Consider the following 21965-nt stretch of genomic DNA (forward strand, 5'->3'; position numbering starts at 1 on the left):
AGCGCACGCCATGATGTCCTGGATGGTATGGACCCTGCCCACCGCCCTGTTCTTTTCCTCGATTGCGGCCATGCTCGCGGGCATGACGGTATGGGAAATCGTGTCGCCCACCATCGAGCGCAAGGGGTTCTTGCCCATTGCCACCACGCGCGGGGATCGGCTGTTTATCGGCCTGCTCTCGGCGGCATTCATTCACCTGGGAGTGATCGGCTTTACCTCGCTCTCCATCTGGATTGCACTTGCGGTATCAGCCGTATGGCTGCTGGTTTTAATGCGCTGGGGTTAGCCGCCGGCGTTTTTTCCGTATCAGGGACGGCCAAGCCATCAGGGAAGAACACAACAAGACGAGGTCAACATGCATAAGCACTACAACAAGTTCAGACTGACAACCCTGGCCGCCAGCCTGCTGCTCGCATCGGGCACGCTGTCAGCCCAGGAGAACGAAGCCCGCGCCATTGCCGAACGCCTGGTCGATGAACATTTTCAGAATTCGACCCTCAGCCGTGAAGAACAGATCGAAGAGCTCTTGTGGTTTGCCAACGCTGCGGAGCCCTTTCGTGGTCTGGATATTCAGACCGTGGCCGAAGGCCTCACTACCCACGTCTATGAAAGCGAGGTGCTGGCGGAAGCTTTCAGCGAGCTGACCGGTATCAATGTCACCCATAACATCATCGGCGAAGGTGATGTGGTGGACACCATGCAGAATCAGATGCAGTCGGGTAACAGCATCTACGACGGTTTCGTAAACGACACCGACTCCATCGGCACGCATATCCGCTACGGCACCACCATCAACCTGACACAGGCAATGGAAAACGAGTGGGCCGACTACACGCTGCCTACGCTCGACCTGGACGACTTTATCGGCCTGCAGTACGGCACCGGTCCGGACGGCAGCCTGTTCCAGCTGCCCACCCAGCAATTCGCCAACCTCTACTGGTTCCGCCATGACTGGTTCCAGCGCGAAGATCTGCAGGAACAGTTCAAGGAAATTTATGGCTATGACCTGGGCGTACCCACCAACTGGACAGCCTACGAAGACATCGCCGAGTTCTTTTCCGAACACGTTGGTGAAATCGATGGCGTCAAGGTATACGGCCACATGGACTACGGCCGCCGCGACCCGTCTCTGGGCTGGCGCTTCCACGACTCCTGGCTCTCCATGGCAGGCATGGGTAGTCCCGGTATCCCTTCCGGCAATCCGGTGGACGACTGGGGTATACGCGTCAATGAAGATAGCCAGCCGGTAGGCGCCAGCGTCAGCCGCGGCGGAGCGACCAACTCGCCGGCATCGGTATTTGCGATGCAGAAGGCCGTCGACTGGCTGCGTGACTTCGCGCCTCCCGAAGCCCAGGGCATGACCTTTGGCGAAGCCGGGCCAGTACCCGCTCAGGGGCACATCGCTCAGCAGATATTCTGGTACACCACCTTTACCGCCGACATGGTCGACCCGGCGGTGGCAGTCACCGATGACGAGGGCAATCCGCTCTGGCGCATGGCACCGTCGCCTACCGGTCCCTACTGGGAAGAGGGCATGAAGGTGGGTTATCAGGACGTGGGCGCCTGGACCTTCTTCGACTCGACCCCGGAAGATCGCCGCACCGCGGCATGGCTCTTTGCCCAGTTTACTGTGGCAAAAACGGTATCACTTGAAAAGCTCATGCATGGCTTAACGCCTATTCGCGAGTCTGACATCTTCTCCGAACAGATGACCGAAATGGCACCCAAGCTGGGCGGCCTGGTGGAATTCTACCGCAGCCCCAACGAGTCCAACTGGACACCCACAGGTACCAACGTGCCGGACTACCCGCGCATGGCGCCGCTATGGTGGCAGAATCTGGCACCGGTAATGAGCGGTGAAGTCTCGCCCCAGGAGGGCCTGGACAAGCTGGCGGCGGATATGGACAACACCATGAATCGCCTGGCCCGCGCCAACGTCTTCGACAGCTACGCACCGGTGCTCAACGAAGAGGAAGACCCCCAGGTGTGGCTTGACCGGGAAGGCGCCCCGAAACCCAAGCTGGATAACGAAATGCCCCAAGGCACAACCGTGCCCTACGAAGAAATGATGGAAGCCTGGATGGCGGCGGGTTCGCGCCAGGAGTAACCCCGACGCTAGCTGCAGGGCGGCCCACCGCCCTGCAATCGCCGTCAATCACCAGATAAGCACTGCGTGTAAAGCAGCTTTCGTCAACCGGCTTCATCATGGAGCCGTTTTTCGCCCATCAAATGTTCGATTTCAACCTTGAAAGATCAAAAACGATCACATATTCTTTCACAAATGAAAATAACCGCCGTTTAGATGGCAAATCCTGCTTATCCGCTTATTTGAAGAGGCCACCATGACGCTGCGCGAACAGAACGTGAGTCAATTGACCAGCACCACCTTTGACGCGCTGGTGATTGGTGGTGGTATCAACGGCGCCGCAAGCGCCGCTGCCTTGGCAGGCAAAGGTGCCAAGGTCGCCCTGATCGATCGAGGAGACTTTGCTGGCAGTACCAGCATGCACTCTTCCAATCTGGTATGGGGAGGCATCAAGTACATGGAAAGCAATGATTTTGGCTTGGTGCGCAAGCTGTGCAAAAGCCGCAATCACTTGATCAAGAGCTACCCCTCTACCGTTCAGGAGATCCGTTTCCTGACCACCATTACCCGAGGATTTCGCCACTCGCCACGCTACCTCTGGGCGGGCACCTGGCTCTACTGGTTGATGGGCAACGGGTTTACCAAACGCCCGCGCCTGCTTTCGCCAAAGAACATCAAGCAGGAAGAGTCCATCATCAACGTTGGCGACTCGGTAGGCGGCTTCGAGTATTCAGATGCCTACCTGCACGATAACGACGCGCGGTTCGTGTTCAACTTTATCCGCCATGCGCTTGATTACGGCGCCACCGCCGCCAACTATGTCGAATCCCTGGGCGCCGTGCGCCAGGATGGCGTATGGGTGACCCGAGCGCGGGACACCACCGATGGCAGCACCTTCGAGATACGCGCCAAGGTACTGATCAATGCTGCAGGCCCGTGGGTCGACCAGCACAACACATTGACCGGCGAACAGACGTCGCATCAGCACCTCTACTCCAAGGGGATTCACCTGATCGTGCCGCAGCTCACCGCGTCACAACGGGTGCTGGCGTTCTTTGCCGACGATGGTCGGCTGTTCTTCGTCATCCCCATGGGCAACCGCACCTGCATCGGCACTACCGATACCCATATGGAGCATCCTGACGCCGTAGTGACCGATGAAGATATCCGCTTTGTGCTGGATAACATCAACGCGCGCCTGACCCTTGAAAAACCGCTGACCCCTGCCGACATCATTTCCACGCGTTGTGGTGTACGTCCGCTCGCCGTAGAGGCAGATCAGGGTAGTGATCGCGACTTTTTCCAGATGTCTCGCAAGCACGTGGTGGACACCAACCGCGAAACCGCGCATATCAGCATCTTTGGCGGCAAGTTGACCGACTGCGTCAATGTGGGTAATGAAATTGCCGACGCCCTGAGCGACCTGGGTGTCACGCTGCCCAAGGCGGACTTTCACTGGTACGGCGAACCCGCCGAAAGTGTCAAACAGGCCTTCTTGGCTCAAGCAAGGCAAATGAAGCTGGATGCATTAACGCCTGAAACGTCTTCCGAGGTGCTTTCCACACGCCTATGGCGGCGCTATGCAAACAAGGCGTTTGCCATGCTGGAGCAGATCGCAGCTGACCCGCGCCAGGCCGAGCTGCTGATTGAAGGCACCGAGTACATCCGTGTTGAGCTTGAGCACGCCCGCGATCACGAGATGATCACCGAGCTCGAGGATTTTCTGCGCCGCCGGGCAAAGATTTCGCTGGTCGTGCATCACGAGCAGCTGCGCCAGTCAGAAGGGTTGAAAGAGGCCTGCCGTGTGCTGTTTGGTGATGACGCCCAGGCGCGACTCGATCACTATTTCAAGAAAACGTCGGATACTGCCCCACAGCCAGCACTTCAAGCGGACGCTTGAGTACGCATAAAAAAGCCCCTCGTAGAGGGGCTTTCATCTAACGTGTTGGCCTACTCTTCATTGACGACCTGAAGCTGCGAGTCACCGGCCAGCACTTCATCCCAGGCTTCCTCCAGCGTGCATCCGCTGCGGCTGCCGAGAGTATCAATCACCTCTACGGCGTGCTGGAGCGATTCACGGTTGCTTTTCAGTGCGAGCACCAGCTTGGCCAGGTCCTGCTTGCTGAACGTACTGGCAATCTGGTCGGCTTGTTGGCTGAGTTCGATGCAGTTCATTGGTAGTACCTCATGGTATGGTCATCCGCTGCCAGCTGAACCCGCTTGCCGACAGGCGTTCAATGGTGACGTTGCTACGCATGCCGGGCCGGATAAGTGCCCAGTTCGGTAACTGCGAAACGGTCACAAGCGTTACAAGACCTTCGCCTCTAGCGCATGGGTAATCCTGAAGCGCTAAGCTGTGTAGCAGGGATCAGATGAATGGCTCGGGGTAGCAAGCCATTGTCTGATCCATGCATTGACTATGCTTCACTGCAGCAAACGCCACAATGCATCATTGGCAGCACATCAGGTTGTAACCTGACTACACCGCTGCTGGAAAAGCGCTATCGGTGTTAAAGGCCTACAGATCGGCACCGGAAGGCATGGGTGTGAAAGGCAAGGCAAAAAAAAAGCGTAGCCACCAGGGCGGCGGCTACGCTTTTTATTGAGTCTTATCTAGTGCGAGCGCACGCGAGATACCGCGTCCAGCCAGCCCTGATAAAGCGACTCGCGGGTGGCGCTATCCATGCTTGGCAGAAAGCTCTTTTCACAGCGCCAGAGCTGCTCGATCTCCTCCAGGGAGTCGTACCAACCCAGGCGCAGGCCCGCCAGATAGGCCGCACCCAAGGCAGTGGTTTCCAGAATGGTAGGCCGATCGACCTCGATGTCCAGCATGTCGGCCAGAAACTGCATCAGCCAGCTGTTTTTCACCATGCCGCCATCCACGCGCAGTTTGCTCGGGGTGGCGTCCATGTCATCGTTCATGCAGTGCTGAAGGTCGCGGGTCTGATAGCACACTGCCTGCAAGCCAGCGGCCACAATCTCGGCAATGCCGGTATCCCGGGTCAAGCCAAAGATCGCGCCGCGCGCCTTGGGATCCCAGTACGGCGCGCCCAATCCTGTAAAGGCGGGCACCAGATAGACGCTGTGCCCATAGCGTGTCTCCTTGGCCAGCGCTTCCGTTTCTGCGGCATCGGCAAACAGGTTAAGCCCATCGCGCAGCCACTGCACGGTCGCCCCGGCCACGAAGATACTGCCTTCCATGGCGTAGGTGGGCTTGCCGTTGAGCCGGTAGCCTACCGTGGTCAACAGGCGATTTTGCGAAAGTGACGGCGTATCACCGGTATTCACGATCATGAAGCAGCCGGTGCCGTAGGTGCTTTTGCCCATGCCCGGCTTGAAGCACGCCTGCCCTACCAGCGCCGCCTGCTGGTCGCCTGCCACGCCGGCAATGGGTAGCTCGGCACCCAGCAAGTCCGCTTCCACCATGCCAAAGTCATCGCTTGAATCCTTCACTTCCGGCAGCAGGCTTGCAGGAATGTTGAAAAGCGTCAGAAGCTCTTCATCCCACTGCTGGGTATGAATATTGAACAGCGCCGTGCGCGAAGCATTGGTAGCATCGGTCACGTGCTGCTTGCCACCGGTCAGCCGCCAGATCAAGAAGCTGTCCACGGTACCGAAGGCAAGCTCACCACGCTCGGCGCGCTCACGCGCGCCCTCGACGTTATCCAGCAGCCAGGCAAGCTTGGTCGCTGAAAAGTAAGGGTCGATCAAAAGCCCCGTCTTGGCCTGAACGGTCTCGGTATGGCCCTGATCACGCAGCAACTGGCACTGCTCCGAAGTGCGCCGGTCCTGCCAGACAATGGCGTTATACAGCGGTTTGCCCGTACTGCGATCCCACAGCAGCGTGGTTTCGCGCTGGTTGGTGATTCCTACTCCCGCTACGTCGCTGGCTTTCGTCTGCGCTTTTTCCAGCACCTGGCGGCAAGTCGCCACCACCGACTCCCAGAGGTCGTCCGGGTCATGCTCGATCCAGCCATCACTGGGGAAATGCTGGGTGAACTCCTGTTGCGCAATCGCGGCTATCTGGCCCTCTCGATTGAACAGGATAGCGCGTGAGCTGGTAGTGCCTTGATCGATGGCAAGTAGATAGCTGGACATGGCATGTTCGCTTTGAGTTAAGATTTTCGTTTTATTATTAGCAGAGGCTACGCTAAGCCCTGAAAATGCTCAAGTTCGAAAATAGTCTTATGAATAAACGCATACTCATGCGACATGCAGCGCTACATCATGCTGTAACAGCAGCTGCTGGATGGCTTCCGGCGGCTTGCGGTCGGTGAACAGCGCATCGAGTTGAGACAGATTGCCCTGGCGAACCACCGGGTTACGATGAAACTTCGAGTAATCCGCCGCCAGATAGACTCGGCGCGAATTGGCAATGATGGCCTGAGCCACGCGGACTTCCTGATAATCGAATTCCAGCAGTGAGCCGTCTTCGTCAATACCGCTGATACCAATGATGCCGTAGTCGACCTTGAACTGATTGATGAAATCGATCGTGGCCTCACCAATGATACCGCCATCGCGCGAGCGCACCTGCCCGCCGGCGATAATCACGTTGAAATCTTCCTTGTGCTGCAAGATAGCGGCAACGTTCAGGTTATTGGTGATGATTTCCAACCCCTGATGCTCAAGCAGCGCCTGCGCAATCACCTCGTTGCTGGTACCGATGTTGATGAACAGCGAGGAGTGGTCGGGGATCTGCTGGGCCAGGCAGCGGGCAATGCGCTCCTTTTCTTCCAGATGAAGCGTCTTGCGAGTGCTGTAAGCAGTGTTGACAGTACTGGATTCAATTCCCACACCGCCATGCACGCGCCGCACCCGGCCATCATCGGCCAGGGTATTCAGATCGCGCCGGATGGTTTGTGGCGTAACGGCAAAATGTTCGGTCAGCTGTTCGATACTCATGTAACCGTGCTGGCGTACCAGCTCGACAATCGCATCCTGACGAAATTGCTGATTCATGGGCCCGACCTGTTCACTTTTGTTTAGCGATAGCGTAACAGGGTATCAAGATTTTCGAAATCTGATAGTTCCGAGCCCATTACAGACTGTTCAGCACATCCAGCGTGCAAGCATCCTTACAGCGGCCATGCCCACAGGATCGCCGGCAAAGCGACAACCAGCACCACGATGGAAAGCGGCAAACCCAGTTTCCAGTAATCACCGAAGCTGTAACCTCCGGGGCCGAGTACCAGGGTGTTGGACTGATGACCGATGGGGGTCAAGAACGCACAAGAGGCACTGACCGCCACAATCATCAGAAACGGATCGAGCGAGACGTCGAAACCCTGGGCAAGGCTTGCCGCGATGGGCGCCATCAGCAGTGCCGCCGCTGCGTTGTTGACCACGTTGGAAAGCAGCATGGTCAGTACAAAAAGCCCGACCAGAGACACATAGATCGGCCAATCGACGCCAAAGGTAAGCAGCGAATTGGCGATGATCTCCGCGCCGCCGCTGGTTTCCAGTGCCTCGCCGACCGGCAGCATGGCGGCCAGCAGCACGATCACCGGGCCATCGATGGCTTGGTACCCGTCACGCAGAGGCAGTACACCAATCAGCAAGGAAACCAGGGCCGCCGTACTCATGGCCACCGCCGCCGGCAGCAGATCGAACAGCATGGCCACGATGGCCAAAGCAAAGATACCTATCGAAATGGCCAGCTTACGTGGTTGGCCAAGGTGCAACTCACGGTTGGCCAGCGGCAGACAGCCGAGCGTGGAAAGGCTGTCGCTTATCTCCTTTTCACTACCTTGCAACAGCAGCACATCGCCGGTCTGAAAACGGATATCGCGCAGGCGCTGCTTTAAACGGCTGCCATCGCGAGCGACCGCGACCAGATGTAGCCCGAACTGCTGGTTCAAACGCAGCTGCTTGACGCTACGATTGTTCATCATCGAGTCGTTACGCACGACGGCTTCGATCAGTTGAAGCCCTTCGGTATCGACGGGCTGGCGCTTGTCGTCGCCCTCTTTTTCGGCACCGCTATTTCCTGAAGCCTCGCCTTCACTTGGGTCATCTTCTGGTTCGGGCTCGGCAATCGCACTCAGCCCCACCTTGTCTTCCAGCAGCTTCAACTCGTCCGGCCCGGCTTCCAGCAGCAGAATGTCGCCTTCGCGCAGAATACCGTGAAACGAGTAGCCCGCCCGACGATTGTCATCACGCACCACCGCCAGCACCGGGATGGTCTCTTCAAGCTCGTCACGCAGTTGAGGAAGCGTTAGACCGTTGGCCTTGGAATCCTCGGTCACCTTGAGCTCGACCAGGTAGTTGGCGGTATCAAACATCTCTTCAGTCGATGCTTTTCCACTGCGCTTGGGTGTCAGGCGCCAGCCGATCAGTACGATAAAGGCAAGCCCTGCCCCCGCCACGGCAATGCCTACTGGCGAAAAGCTGAACATGCCGAAGTTTTCACCGGTGATGTTGCCCCGGTAGCTCGAAATAATGATATTGGGCGGCGTGCCGATCAGCGTAGTCAAGCCGCCCAGAAGCGACCCGAACGCCAAAGGCATCAACAGCAGCGAAGGCGAAGTGTTGTGCTCGCGCGCCATGCGCATGGCCACCGGTAGCAATAGCGCCAGCGCCCCTACGTTGTTCATGATGCCTGAGAGCACCACCACCGTGCCTACCAGCACAAGTAGCTGTAACAGCAGCCGCTCGCCGACCTTGAGCACCTGGTTGGCAATCACATCCACTACCCCCGAGCGCTCGAACCCGCGGCTTAATACCAGTACGGCGGCCACGGTAATGACCGCCGGGTGGCCAAATCCGGCAAACGCGGAATCGGCCGGCACAAGCCCCAGCATTACCGAGGCCAGCAGCGCCGTCAACGCAACCAGATCGTAACGGAAACGCCCCCAGATGAATGCCCCCAGGGTCAAGCCGAGTATGATAAATACCAGAGTGCTCGGGGCCAGGCCGATAGATTCTAACGCCATGCTACTGTGATCTCCTTTAGCCGCCTGAAAGTAGGATATCGGCGGACTTCAACCTATCGGTTTTAACCTTCGAGTCGCAACATAAGTTAACGCGCTTTTACCTCCACACATTAGACGATAACTATACAATCGTACAGGCCATGCAGACGTTATCGTTACACCGAAAAAATTCTGCGCGCACAGCCATTACGCACCACTACTGCCTAGCGCATCGTCTACTAACCCCGGCGCAAGGCATCGTTTACCATGGACTGCGTTATCGCTAACTTACAGGAGTGGGTATGGATTTATGTCATCGTCTGCGTGACGCGGCCAAGCCTTACTGGGACGCCTCCGTCAACCACCGCTTTGTGGACCAGCTGCTGGCAGGCGACATAGCCGACGAGGTGTTTGGCCGCTATCTGGTTCAGGACTTTCGCTTCTGCGACACCTTTGTACGCCTGCTCGGGGCAGCGGTGTGCGCCGCAGACGACCCCGAGGCGCGCCTGACCCACGCCCGGCAACTTTCCGTGCTGGCCGGTGGCGAGTATCGCTACTTTATTGATTCGTTTGAAGCGTTGAATATTCCGGAAAGCCAGTGGAAGAACCCGACGCTTTCCGAGCCTACCCAGGCATTTATTGCCCTCATGGAAAAGGCCTGCGACTCTCAGGATTACGCCTTGATGCTGGTGGTACTGGTGGTTGCCGAGTGGCTCTATCTTGAGTGGGCTCAGCGCGCCGGTAACACGCTCCCGCCCAGGCCCGAGCACCGCGACTGGATCGTGCTGCACAACGAGCCGGACTTTGTTCGCTGGGTGGGCTTCCTGTGCAATGAACTCAACCGCGTGGGCGCCGAGCGCGACTTTGAAACGCTGCGCGAGCCGTTTGTTGAAGCCTGCCAGATCGAGCAGCGGTTTTTCGATATGGCCTTTGACGGGATGCGCTAAGTCTTGCCCCTTTGCCTGCTTGCTCAAGCGCAAAAGCCGCCTTGGGGCGGCTTTTGCGTATAAACGGATGAGGCTTCGTGAAGATGGCGCTCAGGGAAGCAATACCGTCGAACCGGTAGTCTGGCGGTTCTGCAAGGCGTCCTGCGCCTTGCCAGCGTCTGCCAGCGGGTAACGATTGGTCACATCGATCTTGATCTTGCCGCTTTCAATCATGCCGAAGAAGTCTTCGCACATTATTTCCAGGCGCTCGCGAGTGTCGGCGTAGCCGTTGAGGCTGGGGCGCGTTACAAATAGCGAGCCCTTCTGGTTGAGAATGCCGATGTTCACGCCATCCACCGGGCCTGAGGCGTTGCCGAAGCTGACCATCAGCGCGCGGGGTTTCAGGCAGTTCAAGGAGACTTCCCAGGTATCCTTGCCCACGGAGTCGTATACCACGTCGCACATTTCGCCGCCGGTCAATTCGCGCACGCGCTCGACCACGTCCTCTTCGGTGTAGTTGATGGTCGCCCAGGCGCCATTTTGCATGGCTAGATCCGCCTTATCCCTGGAGCTGACCGTGCCGATCAGCTTCACACCCAAGGCCTTGGCCCACTGGCAGGCAATGGAACCCACGCCACCGGCAGCCGCGTGAAACAGAATGGTTTCGCCGCCCTTGAGCGCATAGGTCTGGCGCAAAAGGTACTGAACGGTCAGGCCTTTCAGCATGCTGGCGGCGGCGGTTTCGAAATCGATAAAGTCCGGCAGCTTGACCACTTTCGCTGCCGGCAGCGTATGGTGCTCTGCATAGGCGCCAAGCGGCCCTTGGGCGTAGGCCACACGATCGCCCACGCTTACATGGGTAACCCCTTCACCCACGGCATCCACCACACCGGCGCCCTCTGTACCAAGCCCTGAAGGCAGCGCCGGAGCCGGATAAAGCCCGGTACGAAAATAGATATCGATGAAGTTGAGCCCCACCGCCTTGTTGGCAATACGCACTTCCCCGGCCGCGGGTTCAGCGGGAGTAACGGTTGCCCGTTCAAGCACCTCTGAACCGCCGGTCTGGGCAAACTGGATACGCTGAGACATACACACTCCTTGTACGTTATTGATCTACTTTATTGGTTGACGTCACGCGTGCTATCCAACCGCGTCAGGGTAAAGAAATCAAGCAACTGATCGCCGTCGCGGCGTGACACGCTGGCGTCATGTACCCATGCTAAACTCAATCCCATTCAACCGGTGAAGCTTTCTGGAAGGCCCATGACCCACCCTGCGATTGCCCTACCCACCCTGATTGCCCATCGCGGCTACTCTGCCGCCGCCCCTGAAAACACCCTGGCCGCCGTGCGGGCCGCGCATGAAGCCGGCACCCAGTGGGTCGAACTGGATGTTCAACTGCTCGGCGATGGAACGCCGGTCATCTGGCACGACGCCGACGTGGCGCGCTGTTCGGACGGGCGCGGCAGCCTGGCAACGCTCAACTGGAAACAGGTGCAGGCGCTGGATGCGGGCAGTTGGTTCAGCGACCGCTTCGCCGGCGAGAAAATGCCCAGCCTGGAGGCCATGCTGGCGCTGCTCAACGAGCTTGACATGGGCGTCAACCTGGAAATCAAGGTAAACAAGGGCCGCGACCCCATCGCCCTGGTGGAGCGTGTCATGCCCGAGGTGCTCGCGGCGCTGCCGCCGGAGCGACTGATCGTCTCCTCCTTTGATGCTACCGCCCTGCGCCGCTGCCGCGAGCTCGCCCCAAAGGAGGAACTGGCGCTGGGCGTGCTGTTCGGCAGCACGCCCAAGGACTGGCGCGCCCAGTGCGAGGCGGTGGACGCCTTCAGCATTCATCCCCACTGGCCGCGCCTCAAGCGCGCTCAGGCCGATGCCATGATTGATGCCGGGTATCAGTTGCTCTGCTATACCGCCAATGACCCCGGCGCCTTCAACAGCCGCTGGGACTGGGGCATTGCCTGCGCGATTACCGATGAGCCTGCCATTTTCCAGCGTTTTCTGGATAATCAGCGCCTGGTCACACGTTAAGGGATAGTCATGAAGTATGTAGGAGCCCACGTCAGCGCAGCGGGCGGCGCGGATCAAGCGGTTCACCGCGCGGTCGAGATCGGCGCTGATGCGTTTGCACTGTTTACCAAGAACCAGCGCCAGTGGCAGGGCAAACCGCTGACCGAAGAGGCCATTGCCGCCTTCAAGGACGCCTGCCAAAAGCATGGCTTCACGCCGGAGCAGATTCTTCCCCACGACAGCTATTTGATCAATCTGGGGCATCCGGAGCCCGAGGGGCTTGCGAAATCCCGCGCCGCCTTCTTGGACGAAATGCAGCGCTGCGAGCAATTGGGGCTGACGCTACTCAACTTTCACCCCGGCAGCCACCTCAACAAGATAAGCGAAGCAGACTGTCTCAAGCGCATCGCCGAGTCGCTCAATGAGGCGCTGGCCCAGACCCGGGACGTTACCGCAGTGATCGAAAATACCGCCGGTCAAGGCACCAACCTGGGCTGGCGCTTTGAACACCTGGCGGAAATTATCCGCCACGTGGACGATAAATCCCGAGTAGGCGTATGTATCGATACCTGTCACGCCTTCGCCGCGGGCTATGACCTGCGCACTGCCGAGGCCACCCAGGCAACGCTGGATGAACTGGGTAGCGTGGTGGGGTTTGAGTACCTGCGCGGCATGCACTTGAACGACGCCAAAAGCGCCCACGCCAGCCGGGTCGACCGCCACCACAGCCTGGGTAAAGGCAATATCGGCCTGCCTGCGTTTACCACCATCATGCAGGATGCACGTATCAACGGCATTCCGCTGATTCTTGAAACGGTGGAGCCCGAGATCTGGCGCGATGAAATCAGCTGGTTGCGCGCTCAGGCCTTTGAGGCAGCACCGGGTAAATAGTGAATCACATCGTGAAAGCGTAGCCGCGTGGCGGTGTTATTGCGCATGGCGTGGGGCCGGTCAGCAAAAAAGCGCAGCCCTTCGCCAGCGCGCAGCGTCTGCCAGCGCTCATCGATGCGCAGCTCCATTTCCCCCTCCACCACCACGATATGCTCGACCACGCCCTCGGCGTGGGCCGATGATTCGCTGATCGCCCCGGGCGCAAGCTCGATCATGAACATTTCAAACCCCAGCAGCGGGTCATAGGGAAACAGCAGCCTGGCCTGCATACCGGCGCTGTCATCGCCCCACACGGATTCCCAGCTGTCGCGCTTGAGCTCGCCAAGTGCCGGCGTCTGGCTATCGAACAGCGTGGAAAACGATACCCGAAAACCGCTGGCAATCTTCCAGAGCGTGGACACCGTAGGGCTTGATTCACCGCGCTCGATCTGGCCCAGCATCGCCTTGCTCACCCCGGTCTCTGCGGCGGCCCGATCCAGGCTCCAGCGCTGCTCCTTGCGCAGGCGCTTGACGGTACTGGCCACGTGTTCGGCGATGGCTTGGGGCTGTGTAGGCATGAACTCCTCCTGAATTGCCTGACTATATTATCGGCACTGCATTTTTGCCAATTGTGCGCTATGACGCACGGTGATAATGTGCTTCTTTATGCGTTATAGCGCACAAATCAGCTCGCATGTTAAACCAGCAGGACACGGAGATTGCTATGCCGACCACTACTACGCCGCAGGCGCGCGTCTGGAAGGATATTTCGCTTTCCACCCTTACCGCCGGTTTTGTGGCAGTGACGATCGGCTATACCAGCTCTGCGGCCATCATTTTTCAGGCTGCCGCCGCCAGCGGCGCATCAGAAGCCCAGATCAGCTCCTGGCTATGGGCGCTGGGCATCGGCATGGGCATTACCTCGTTTGGGCTTTCGCTGCGCTATCGCATGCCGCTTCTCACCGCGTGGTCGACGCCCGGGGCAGCGTTTCTGGCGACCAGCCTGCCGGGTGTACCGCTTGAGGAAGCGATTGGCGCGTTTCTGTTCTCGGCGTTTCTAATCACTCTGTGCGGTATTACCGGGCTATTCGAGCGACTCATGCGCCATATTCCCGGCGCCATTGCCGCCGCCATGCTGGCCGGTATCCTGCTGCGCTTCGGGCTTGAACTGTTTGGTGCCATGCAAACCCAGTGGCTGATGCCGCTTGTCATGCTGGCCGCCTGGGTCATCGGCCGTCGCCTGTGGCCCACGCTGGCCGTACCCGGTGTGCTGCTGGCGGGGCTGGGCGTGGCCCTGTTTCAAGGACAGATCGATCTTCAGGGCATTCCGCTGGCGCCCACCACGCCAGTCTTCATGGCCCCGGCGTTCTCACTCTCCACGCTGATCGGGGTGGGCATCCCTCTATTTGTGATCACCATGGCTACGCAAAACCTGCCGGGCGTTGCCGTGCTGCGCGCCGCGGGTTATCAACCCAATAGCTCGCCGCTGATTGGCTGGACCGGTGGCGTCACTCTTATGCTTGCCCCTTTTGGCGGCTTTGCACTCAATATGGCGGCGATCAGCGCAGCTGTATGCCTGGGGCCAGACGCCCATGCCGACCCACGCCGACGCTACACCGCCGGCATGGCCGCCGGGGTCTTCTACCTCATCATGGGCGTTTTTGGTGCAACGGTCACCGGCGTATTCAGCGCGCTGCCCAGCGTACTGGTGATTGCCCTGGCCGGCATTGCCCTGCTGAGCACATTAGCTGGCGGGTTCGCCAGCGCCTTTGCACACCCCCAGCAGCGCGATGCGGCGATTGTCACCTTCCTGCTGACCGGTTCAGGCATCACGCTTCTGGGTATCGGCGGGCCATTCTGGGGGCTGGTCGCCGGCCTGATCACGCTTAAACTCACCGCGCCCAGGCAGGTTGCGTAATCTCAAACGATATGACCCCAGGCGGGGTTACCCGGCCTGGGGTCATATCAGTCATCAGAGCAACCTGACAGGTTACATGGTGGCCAAACGCTCTTCGTCGAGAACGCCGGACATACGCACCATGGCCAGCGCTTCTTCAAGGTTGGTCATCTCTTCGATCTTCACAAGCTCGCTTTCGAGACTGACCGGCTGGCCTGCCTTGTCTGACAACAGCTTTTCAAGTGACGCCACGTTCAGTTCACCGTCCAGATGCAGCACATCAATGGAGGCGCTGTTATTGCTGGGCAGATAGATAGTGCCATTTGAAAAGTCGACCGCGTAGGCAATCACGCCCGGTACGATGAAGAACAGAAGCCCCACGCCGTTGGCCACCGCTACTACTGGGTCAATCTGACCACTTAGCTGGCCTTTTCGCTCTGGATGAAACATGGTACCGCAACCACTCAGCGCAACGATGGAGACGCCAAGTACGGCCCCCGTTGCCCAACGGCGTACAGTTTGCTGCATGAAGGTTCCCTCAAGGATCATAAAAGCGCGGCGTCAGGGCGTTGATTGTTTGGCACCCGACTAGATCACCGCCTGCAAAAACCCGCCCATATTAGCACAAACGGCTTTCGGCACGGCCGCCAGTCCAAGCAGGATTTTGCCGCATTACCTGCTAAGTCGTACAATGCCCGCATTCAACGTTAAGCCAGCGGCTTTTTTACCATCAAGGAATTTTCTCGCCCATGCGCGCCAGCCAATTGCTCATTGCCACATTAAAAGAAACCCCGGCCGACGCCGAAGTCATTAGCCACCAGCTGATGCTGCGTGCAGGCATGATTCGGCGTCTTACGTCGGGCCTGTACACCTGGCTGCCCCTTGGCCTGCGTACGCTTCGCAAGGTAGAAGCCATTGTGCGCGAAGAGATGAACAGCGCCGGTGCCCAGGAAGTATTGATGCCTGCGGTTCAGCCCGCAGAACTTTGGCAGGAGTCCGGCCGCTGGGAGCAGTACGGCCCTGAACTCTTGCGCGTCAAGGACCGTCACGAACGTGACTACTGCGTTGGCCCGACCCATGAAGAGGTCATCACCGACCTGGTGCGCAAGGAAATTGCCAGCTACAAGCAGCTGCCGGTCAACTTCTACCAGATCCAGACCAAGTTCCGTGATGAGATCCGCCCGCGCTTTGGCGTGATGCGTTCGCGCGAATTCATCATGAAAGACGCCTACTCCTTCCACCTGGATGAGGACTCTCTAAAAGAGACCTACCAGGGCATGTATGATGCCTACACGCGTATCTTCACCCGCCTGGGCCTGGATTTTCGCCCGGTCATCGCCGACAACGGTTCCATCGGCGGTACCGGCTCCCACGAGTTCCACGTGCTGGCAAGCTCGGGTGAAGACGATATCGTGTTCTCCAACGCCTCCGACTACGCGGCGAACATGGAAAAGGCCGAAGCTCTGCCCGCGCCCCTGGGTAGTGACGCCAAGCGTGAAGCGCCCACCCAGGAGATGCATCTGGTCGATACGCCGGACGCCAAGACCATCGCTGCTCTGGTCGAGCAGCACGGTCTGCCCATCGAAAAAACCGTCAAGACGCTGATCGTCAAAGGTGCCGAAGGCGGCCTGGTGGCACTTCTGGTACGCGGCGATCATGAGCTTAATGAGGTCAAGGCGGAAAACCTGCCCCAGGTAGCGGCCCCCTTGACCATGGGCAGTGAAGAGGAAATTCGCGCAGCCGCCGGAGCAGGCTTTGGCTCGCTGGGGCCGGTGAATCTGGATATGCCGATCATCGCTGACCGCAGCGTCGCGCTGATGAGCGATTTTGGCGCGGGTGCCAATATCGAAGGCAAGCACTACTTCGGCATCAACTGGGAGCGCGATGTAGCCCTGCCGGAAGTGGCCGATCTGCGCAAGGTCGTGGAAGGCGACCCCTCGCCGGATGGCAAGGGCACGCTGTCCATCAAGCGGGGCATCGAAGTGGGCCACGTGTTCCAGCTGGGCCAGAAATATTCCCAAGCCATGAACGCCAGCGTCCTGGGCGACAGCGGTAAAACCAGCCACCCGTGGATGGGCTGCTACGGTATTGGCATCACCCGCGTGGTGGCCGCCGCGATCGAGCAGAACCACGACGACGCCGGCATTATCTGGCCCAACGCCATTGCGCCTTTCCAGGTAGCACTGGTACCCATGAACGCCCACAAGTCTCAGCGCGTACGCGAAGAGTCCGAGCGTCTGTACAACGCGTTGACCGCCGCTGGCCTGGACGTTCTGCTGGATGACCGCGATACCCGCCCCGGCGTCAAGTTTGCCGACCTGGAGCTGATGGGCGTGCCGCATCGCCTGGTAATTGGCGATCGCAGCCTGGATAACGGTGAGCTTGAATACAAGGGCCGCCGTGACAGCGAAGCCACGATGGTCGCAGCCGACCAGATCGTCGACTTTCTGCTCGAAAAAGCGCGCTGATACGTAGAGTCATTCATCGCTACCGCGCTCATGCGGTAGCGATGTATCATCTCCTGCTCTGACGCCCTCCCTGTACCACGCCGTCTAGTACTTCTAGCTGTCAGAAACGATATCAATCGAACACCACCCGCTTGATCAATGTATGGAATAAGCGAGAGTTTTGCGTTAAGTCAAAAGCATGACTTTCCCGCGTAATCCATACACTATTAGTAGTGCCGTGTTTCTACTCACACGTTTTGTCAGCTATTCGTGGAATCCCATGCGAACACAACCTCGGTCCTCTTTGGCCAACCTGTCCTGCGTTTTCAAGACCTGTTTAGGTATGCTGACGCTATATGCACTGCTGGTAGCGTTGCCAGCCAGTGCCGCATCCATAACGGTGAGCAGTGCTGATGGGCAGCCTCTTGAAGATGCCGTAGTAGAGATTTATTACGAGCCTTCAACCCCCGCCATTGCAGCCCAGGAGCAGACCGTCTTTCAACGTGACGCAGCTTTTCACCCGCATGTAACCGCCATACCCACCGGCAGCTACGTCGCCTTTCCCAATCAGGATACGACGCGCCATAACGTCTACTCATTTTCGCCCGCGAAAACCTTTACCCTGAATCTTTACTTGCAGGAGACGCCTGAACCGCTGCTCTTTGATCAGCCGGGGGTTGTCGTACTGGGGTGTAATATTCACGACAACATGCAGGCGTTTATCGTGGTCAGTGATGCCCCCTTCGCGGCCAAAACGGACGCTTCGGGCATGCTTGCCCTGCCTTCGTTACCGGCCGGGGAGCATCGGATACGCGTCTGGCATCCGCGCCTTGATGATAGCCAGCAGGTCTGGTGGGAAGGTAACGTCACGGCCGATACCTCCTTGAGTATCCGTCTTGAACTCAAGGCCGTTTCCCCCGCCAAGCCACCGCTATCGCCCCTTCAACAGCGCTTTAAAGACGCTAGCTGAGCATGGCCGTGGCAATACACCGTGACGGGTCTTTTTTGAGGTTGCTATGCGCTTTCGAACGCGCCTGATGCTGGTTCTACTTGCCGTGGTGGTGGTTTCTCAATTCGCCACGGGGATCGCGTTTCTTCGCGCAACGCAAAACGACATCATCGCCAAAGGCTCCCAGCGCCTGGAACTGGGCGCCAAGGTGCTCGATCAGCTACTGAACGTGCGCGGCGAGCAGCTAAGCAACAACGTGGCCATTCTTGCCGACGACTTCGGTTTTAAAAGTGCTGTATCGACCAAGGATACCAGTACCCTGTATTCGGCATTGGCCAACTACGGCGACCGCGCCAAGGCGGATATCGTATTTTTAAGCAGTCTTGAAGGCCATATTCTGGCAAGTAGCCACCACGCGCAGAATACTCCCATGCCCTTCCCGCAGCTGTTCGAACACGCCCGTCAGGAAGGCAGCGCCGCCGGCGTCGTCATTGCCCAGGGGCAGCCTTATGAAGTGGCTTTGTTGCCCGTTCGCGCGCCTAACCTGATTGGCTGGGTTGGCATGGGATTTCTGATCAATGACACCCTGATCAACGAAGTCAATGCGCTCACCGGCCTGGATATCAGCGTCATCAATTACGCTGATGACGTGGATATCAGCTATCTGGCAAGCACCCATGAAAAAACGCTGGCTCAACAGCTGATGGGCAGTAAAAGCATCGAACTGCTTACCCAAGGTGGGCGCACTGTGCGCAATGAAATGACGCACGATGACGAGTACCTCTCTTACGCAAGCCTGCTCTACGCAGATGAGATCAATCAGACCTACGCCCTGTTGCAGATTTCCCGTGGCGAACTGCTGGGTGCCTATCGTTCCTTGCAGTGGCAGTTGCTGGGCATTATTGCCCTTATTCTGCTGTTTACCGTATTAGTGGCCGCGTGGAGCGCACGCAGTATAAGCGAACCATTGAGAGCACTGTCTCAAGCAGCGCAGCGTATCGGCCGGGGGGAGCGCGTTCTTGAGCTTCCCATGCGCGGCAAGCACAGTGAAACAGGGCTGCTGGCCACGACGCTTTTGACCATGCAGGAAGGCATTGCAGAGCGTGAAGCAACGCTGCGTCATCAGTCGCGCCACGACCTGTTGACCGACCTGCCGAACCGTATCAGCGCTCAGGAAGATATCGACCTTGCCATTCAACACGGCGAACCCTTCACCCTGCTGCGGCTGAAAAGCGATAACTACCGAGATATCAACGACACGTTTGGCTATGCGCTCGGCGATCATATGCTGGTCACACTGGCCAAGCGATTACGCGGCGTGGACACTCCACGCAGTAAAGCCTACCGGCTGGATAGTGATGAGCTTTTGCTGCTCACCAAGCTGCCGCAAAGCGATGCTGCCTGGCGCGCGCACCTCTTTGCTACCCTCGAGCAGCCCATCGACCTGAACAAGTCCCCCGTCACCCCCTTGATCTGTGCAGGCGAAACCAACTTCCCAGGCCATGGTGACAGCTCGCAGCTGCTGCTGCGTCGGGCCGATATCGCGCTGGACATGGCGCGCCGCCACCGCCATTCGCACCAGCAATATATCGAAGGCCAGGATGAGCAGCACCTGCGCCAACTGACGCTGATTCGCGATCTGCAGGATGCGGTGGCCAACGGCGAATTATGGGTAGCTTATCAACCCAAGATGGATTGCCGCACGGGTACAGTGACGCAGTGCGAGGCGCTGATGCGCTGGCGCCACCCATCGCTTGGCTTCGTACCTCCCGATGAATTCATAGGCCTGGCAGAGCGTTCGGGCAGCATTCGCATGTTGAGCCAATGGCTGCTCGAACACGTTTGTGCCCAGCTTGAGACATGGCAGAGGCAGGGACATTACCTGTCTGTGGCCATCAATCTCTCCGCCAGTGATGTGGTGGATCAACGCCTGGCGCTTCGCCTGGCAGAGCTTTTCGAGCGCTATCAGCTGGCGCCGGAAAGCCTGAGTATCGAAGTGACTGAAAGCGCAGTCATGCAGGACGTGGACGCCGCGATGGGTACACTGCTCGAGCTCCATCGGCTGGGTATACGCATTGCCATCGACGATTACGGCACCGGCTACTCCTCGCTGGCCCAGATCAAGCGTCTGCCCGTCGATGCGCTCAAGATCGATAAATCCTTCGTACAGGCGATAGATACACAAAAGGATGACCTGACGATTGTCCGCTCGACGATCGAAATGGGCCATAGCCTGGGCCTTGAAGTCGTTGCCGAAGGGGTCGAGAGCCGCACCAGCGCCGACCTGCTTAGCACGCTTGGCTGCGATTACCTGCAAGGCTATTGGCTTGCCAAACCCATGGGGTCGGAGCAGTTGACCGAATGGCTGGATAGCTTCACGCCCCTCTCTTTACCTCACCCCGCGTCATCGATAGAGACGCCCTGGAGGATGCCATGATGCCGTCACCTGCGACGCCCGCTTTGCCTGCTCACTTTTTTAAAGCCTGGACGCCACGCGTAGCGGCGTTTGCGGTTTTGGGTTTTACACTGTTAGCCCTTGCTGCCGCGCCTGCCCAGGCCGGCAGCCGGCTCCTGGCAACCGGCGCAGTCACCGCCATTGAAGGCGCGGCGGGAGGAGGCCTTTCTCCCTGGGCCGTGCTTTCAGGTACGCCAAGCGATGAGGAGGTGGGTGTCACGGCCACGGCTACCCGCGCCTGGGTGGACGATTATCAGCTCACCGTAACCGGCGCAAGCCTGAATGTGTACGATCGGCTCGAAGTTTCGGTTGCTCGTCAAACGCTTGATCTGGAAACGCTGGGTGGTGAACTGGAGCAGGACATTTACGCAGCGAAGCTGAGGCTATTTGGCGATGTGCTGTACCACCCTTTAGGGATCTGGAGTATCGGTGGGCAGCACAAGCGAGTAAGCGATGGCACCATTCCTGCAGCGCTTGGGGCTCAGCATACGCAGGGCAACGATGTTTATCTCAGCGGCAGCAAGCTGCTGTTCAGCGCCTTCGCAGGGCGCAACGTGCTCCTTAATGCCACCTTGCGCAACACCAGCGCAAACCAGGGCGGCCTGCTCGGTTTTGGCGGCGACCAGGGCGGCCGTTCCTGGGTAGCCGAAGGCGGTGTAGGTGTCTTTATCACTCCCCGATGGATAGTCGGCACCGAGTATCGCCAAAAACCCGATAACTTGAGTGCCGCCAGAGAGGATGACTGGCAAAGCCTTTACAGCGCCTACTTCTTCAACAAGCACCTTTCGTTGACCGCTGCCTGGCTGGACCTGGGCACGATTGCCGGCTTGCCCTCGCAACAGGGCGGATACCTTTCGCTGCAAACGGCTCTGTAAGTCGGCTTTTATCAGCGATGACCGATCAACAACCATTCATGAAGGGAGCCACGATGCGCCGCACTTTACTGGCCTTCACCTTAGCAGGCCTGGCAATGATGCTGACTGCCTGCGCGCAGCACCAGACGACGCTGTACGAGCGTCTTGGCGGGCAGACAAACATCGATGCCGTCGTCGAGAACTTCCTGTATCGCGTGGCCGATGACACCGAGCTGGTCGGCTTTTTTGCCAACACCAACATCGATAAGCTGGCCGCTTCGCTTGGAAGCATGATTTGCGACGTAAGCGATGGCCCCTGCCACTATGAAGGCCCGCCGATGGATCGGGCTCATCAGCATATGGGGCTGACGGACAGGCATTTTAACCGTCTGGTGGAACATCTTGATACGGCCATGCAGGCAGAAGAAGTACCGATAAGCGCCCGCAACGTGCTGCTTGGCCGACTTGCTCCCATGCACGCCGATGTCATGCGCTACCAGTAGGTGATGTGGTTTATCAAGGCAAAAAAAACCGGCCCAGTGGGCCGGTAATAA

General features: G+C 58.5%; 19 protein-coding genes. 12 read left to right on the forward strand and 7 right to left on the reverse strand.

Annotated elements, in window-relative coordinates; genetic code table 11:
• The first annotated feature begins 13 nt into the window (after positions 1-13).
• The 3 genes from B0H98_RS06085 to B0H98_RS06095 all read left to right on the forward strand — a co-directional run bounded on the left by B0H98_RS06085 (position 14) and on the right by B0H98_RS06095 (position 3986).
• On the forward strand, positions 14-286 hold the full coding sequence (locus B0H98_RS06085; RefSeq protein ID WP_106374248.1) for a DUF2160 domain-containing protein: 273 nt from the start codon (positions 14-16) through the stop codon (positions 284-286).
• A 69-nt stretch (positions 287-355) separates the two neighbouring features.
• Positions 356-2107 carry an ABC transporter substrate-binding protein gene (locus B0H98_RS06090; RefSeq protein WP_106374166.1) on the forward strand — a complete coding sequence of 584 codons (1752 nt, stop codon included), beginning with the start codon at positions 356-358 and terminating at the stop codon, positions 2105-2107.
• Positions 2108-2342: 235 nt separating this feature from the next.
• Entirely contained in the window at positions 2343-3986 is a 1644-nt protein-coding gene (locus tag B0H98_RS06095; RefSeq protein ID WP_106374167.1) for a glycerol-3-phosphate dehydrogenase/oxidase, read from the forward strand.
• Positions 3987-4036: 50 nt separating this feature from the next.
• Here the strand turns inward: B0H98_RS06095 and B0H98_RS06100 are convergent, their stop codons facing one another.
• The 4 genes from B0H98_RS06100 to B0H98_RS06115 form a co-directional block, all read right to left on the reverse strand.
• Complete coding sequence (locus B0H98_RS06100; RefSeq protein WP_106374168.1) at positions 4037-4261, reverse strand: hypothetical protein; 225 nt, start codon at positions 4259-4261, stop codon at positions 4037-4039.
• A gap of 438 nt (positions 4262-4699) precedes the next feature.
• Positions 4700-6184 carry a glycerol kinase GlpK gene (gene glpK, locus B0H98_RS06105; RefSeq protein ID WP_106374169.1) on the reverse strand — a complete coding sequence of 495 codons (1485 nt, stop codon included), beginning with the start codon at positions 6182-6184 and terminating at the stop codon, positions 4700-4702.
• 105 nt (positions 6185-6289) lie between these two features.
• Positions 6290-7048: a DeoR/GlpR family transcriptional regulator gene (locus B0H98_RS06110; RefSeq protein WP_106374170.1), complete on the reverse strand. Its 759-nt coding sequence runs from the start codon at positions 7046-7048 to the stop codon at positions 6290-6292.
• Between the two features lie 116 nt (positions 7049-7164).
• Positions 7165-9021, reverse strand: a complete 1857-nt coding sequence (locus tag B0H98_RS06115; RefSeq protein ID WP_106374171.1) for an SLC13 family permease — start codon at positions 9019-9021, stop codon at positions 7165-7167.
• A 281-nt stretch (positions 9022-9302) separates the two neighbouring features.
• Between B0H98_RS06115 and B0H98_RS06120 the strand changes: the two genes are divergently transcribed.
• On the forward strand, positions 9303-9947 hold the full coding sequence (locus tag B0H98_RS06120) for a TenA family protein (RefSeq protein ID WP_106374172.1): 645 nt from the start codon (positions 9303-9305) through the stop codon (positions 9945-9947).
• A 90-nt stretch (positions 9948-10037) separates the two neighbouring features.
• Here the strand turns inward: B0H98_RS06120 and B0H98_RS06125 are convergent, their stop codons facing one another.
• Entirely contained in the window at positions 10038-11015 is a 978-nt protein-coding gene (locus tag B0H98_RS06125) for an NADPH:quinone reductase (RefSeq protein WP_106374173.1), read from the reverse strand.
• Between the two features lie 174 nt (positions 11016-11189).
• On the opposite strand from B0H98_RS06125, the gene B0H98_RS06130 reads away from it, so the two are divergent.
• The gene (locus tag B0H98_RS06130; protein WP_106374174.1) at positions 11190-11960 is read left to right on the forward strand and encodes a glycerophosphoryl diester phosphodiesterase; all 771 of its coding nucleotides are present in this window, start codon (positions 11190-11192) and stop codon (positions 11958-11960) included.
• A 9-nt stretch (positions 11961-11969) separates the two neighbouring features.
• Positions 11970-12830: a deoxyribonuclease IV gene (gene nfo / locus B0H98_RS06135; protein WP_106374175.1), complete on the forward strand. Its 861-nt coding sequence runs from the start codon at positions 11970-11972 to the stop codon at positions 12828-12830.
• On the opposite strand, the gene B0H98_RS06140 is transcribed toward nfo, so the two are convergent.
• Positions 12800-13387, reverse strand: a complete 588-nt coding sequence (locus B0H98_RS06140; RefSeq protein WP_106374176.1) for a helix-turn-helix domain-containing protein — start codon at positions 13385-13387, stop codon at positions 12800-12802. The two genes, nfo and B0H98_RS06140, sit on opposite strands and share 31 nt — an antisense overlap.
• A gap of 146 nt (positions 13388-13533) precedes the next feature.
• Here B0H98_RS06140 and B0H98_RS06145 point away from each other — a divergent pair, with 146 nt between their 5' ends.
• Positions 13534-14727, forward strand: coding sequence for a benzoate/H(+) symporter BenE family transporter (locus tag B0H98_RS06145; RefSeq protein WP_106374177.1), 1194 nt, complete (start codon positions 13534-13536; stop codon positions 14725-14727).
• A 72-nt stretch (positions 14728-14799) separates the two neighbouring features.
• Here the strand turns inward: B0H98_RS06145 and B0H98_RS06150 are convergent, their stop codons facing one another.
• A complete protein-coding gene (locus B0H98_RS06150) occupies positions 14800-15234 on the reverse strand; it encodes a hypothetical protein (protein ID WP_106374178.1) in 435 nt (144 codons plus the stop codon).
• A 221-nt stretch (positions 15235-15455) separates the two neighbouring features.
• On the opposite strand from B0H98_RS06150, the gene B0H98_RS06155 reads away from it, so the two are divergent.
• The 5 genes from B0H98_RS06155 (at position 15456) to B0H98_RS06175 (ending at position 21914) form a co-directional block, all read left to right on the forward strand.
• Positions 15456-17174, forward strand: a complete 1719-nt coding sequence (locus B0H98_RS06155) for a proline--tRNA ligase (RefSeq protein WP_106374179.1) — start codon at positions 15456-15458, stop codon at positions 17172-17174.
• Positions 17175-17496: 322 nt separating this feature from the next.
• Positions 17497-18123 carry a methylamine utilization protein gene (locus B0H98_RS06160; RefSeq protein ID WP_244182978.1) on the forward strand — a complete coding sequence of 209 codons (627 nt, stop codon included), beginning with the start codon at positions 17497-17499 and terminating at the stop codon, positions 18121-18123.
• Positions 18124-18169: 46 nt separating this feature from the next.
• The gene (locus B0H98_RS06165) at positions 18170-20539 is read left to right on the forward strand and encodes a putative bifunctional diguanylate cyclase/phosphodiesterase (RefSeq protein ID WP_106374181.1); all 2370 of its coding nucleotides are present in this window, start codon (positions 18170-18172) and stop codon (positions 20537-20539) included.
• Positions 20536-21432, forward strand: coding sequence for a DUF3034 family protein (locus tag B0H98_RS06170; protein WP_244182979.1), 897 nt, complete (start codon positions 20536-20538; stop codon positions 21430-21432). Before B0H98_RS06165 ends, B0H98_RS06170 begins: the two co-directional genes overlap by 4 nt.
• A gap of 53 nt (positions 21433-21485) precedes the next feature.
• Positions 21486-21914: a group I truncated hemoglobin gene (locus B0H98_RS06175; protein WP_244182981.1), complete on the forward strand. Its 429-nt coding sequence runs from the start codon at positions 21486-21488 to the stop codon at positions 21912-21914.
• Positions 21915-21965 lie beyond the last annotated feature (51 nt).

The sequence above is a fragment of the Vreelandella songnenensis genome, from assembly GCF_003002925.1.
GTDB classification, from domain to species: Bacteria; Pseudomonadota; Gammaproteobacteria; order Pseudomonadales; family Halomonadaceae; genus Vreelandella; species Vreelandella songnenensis.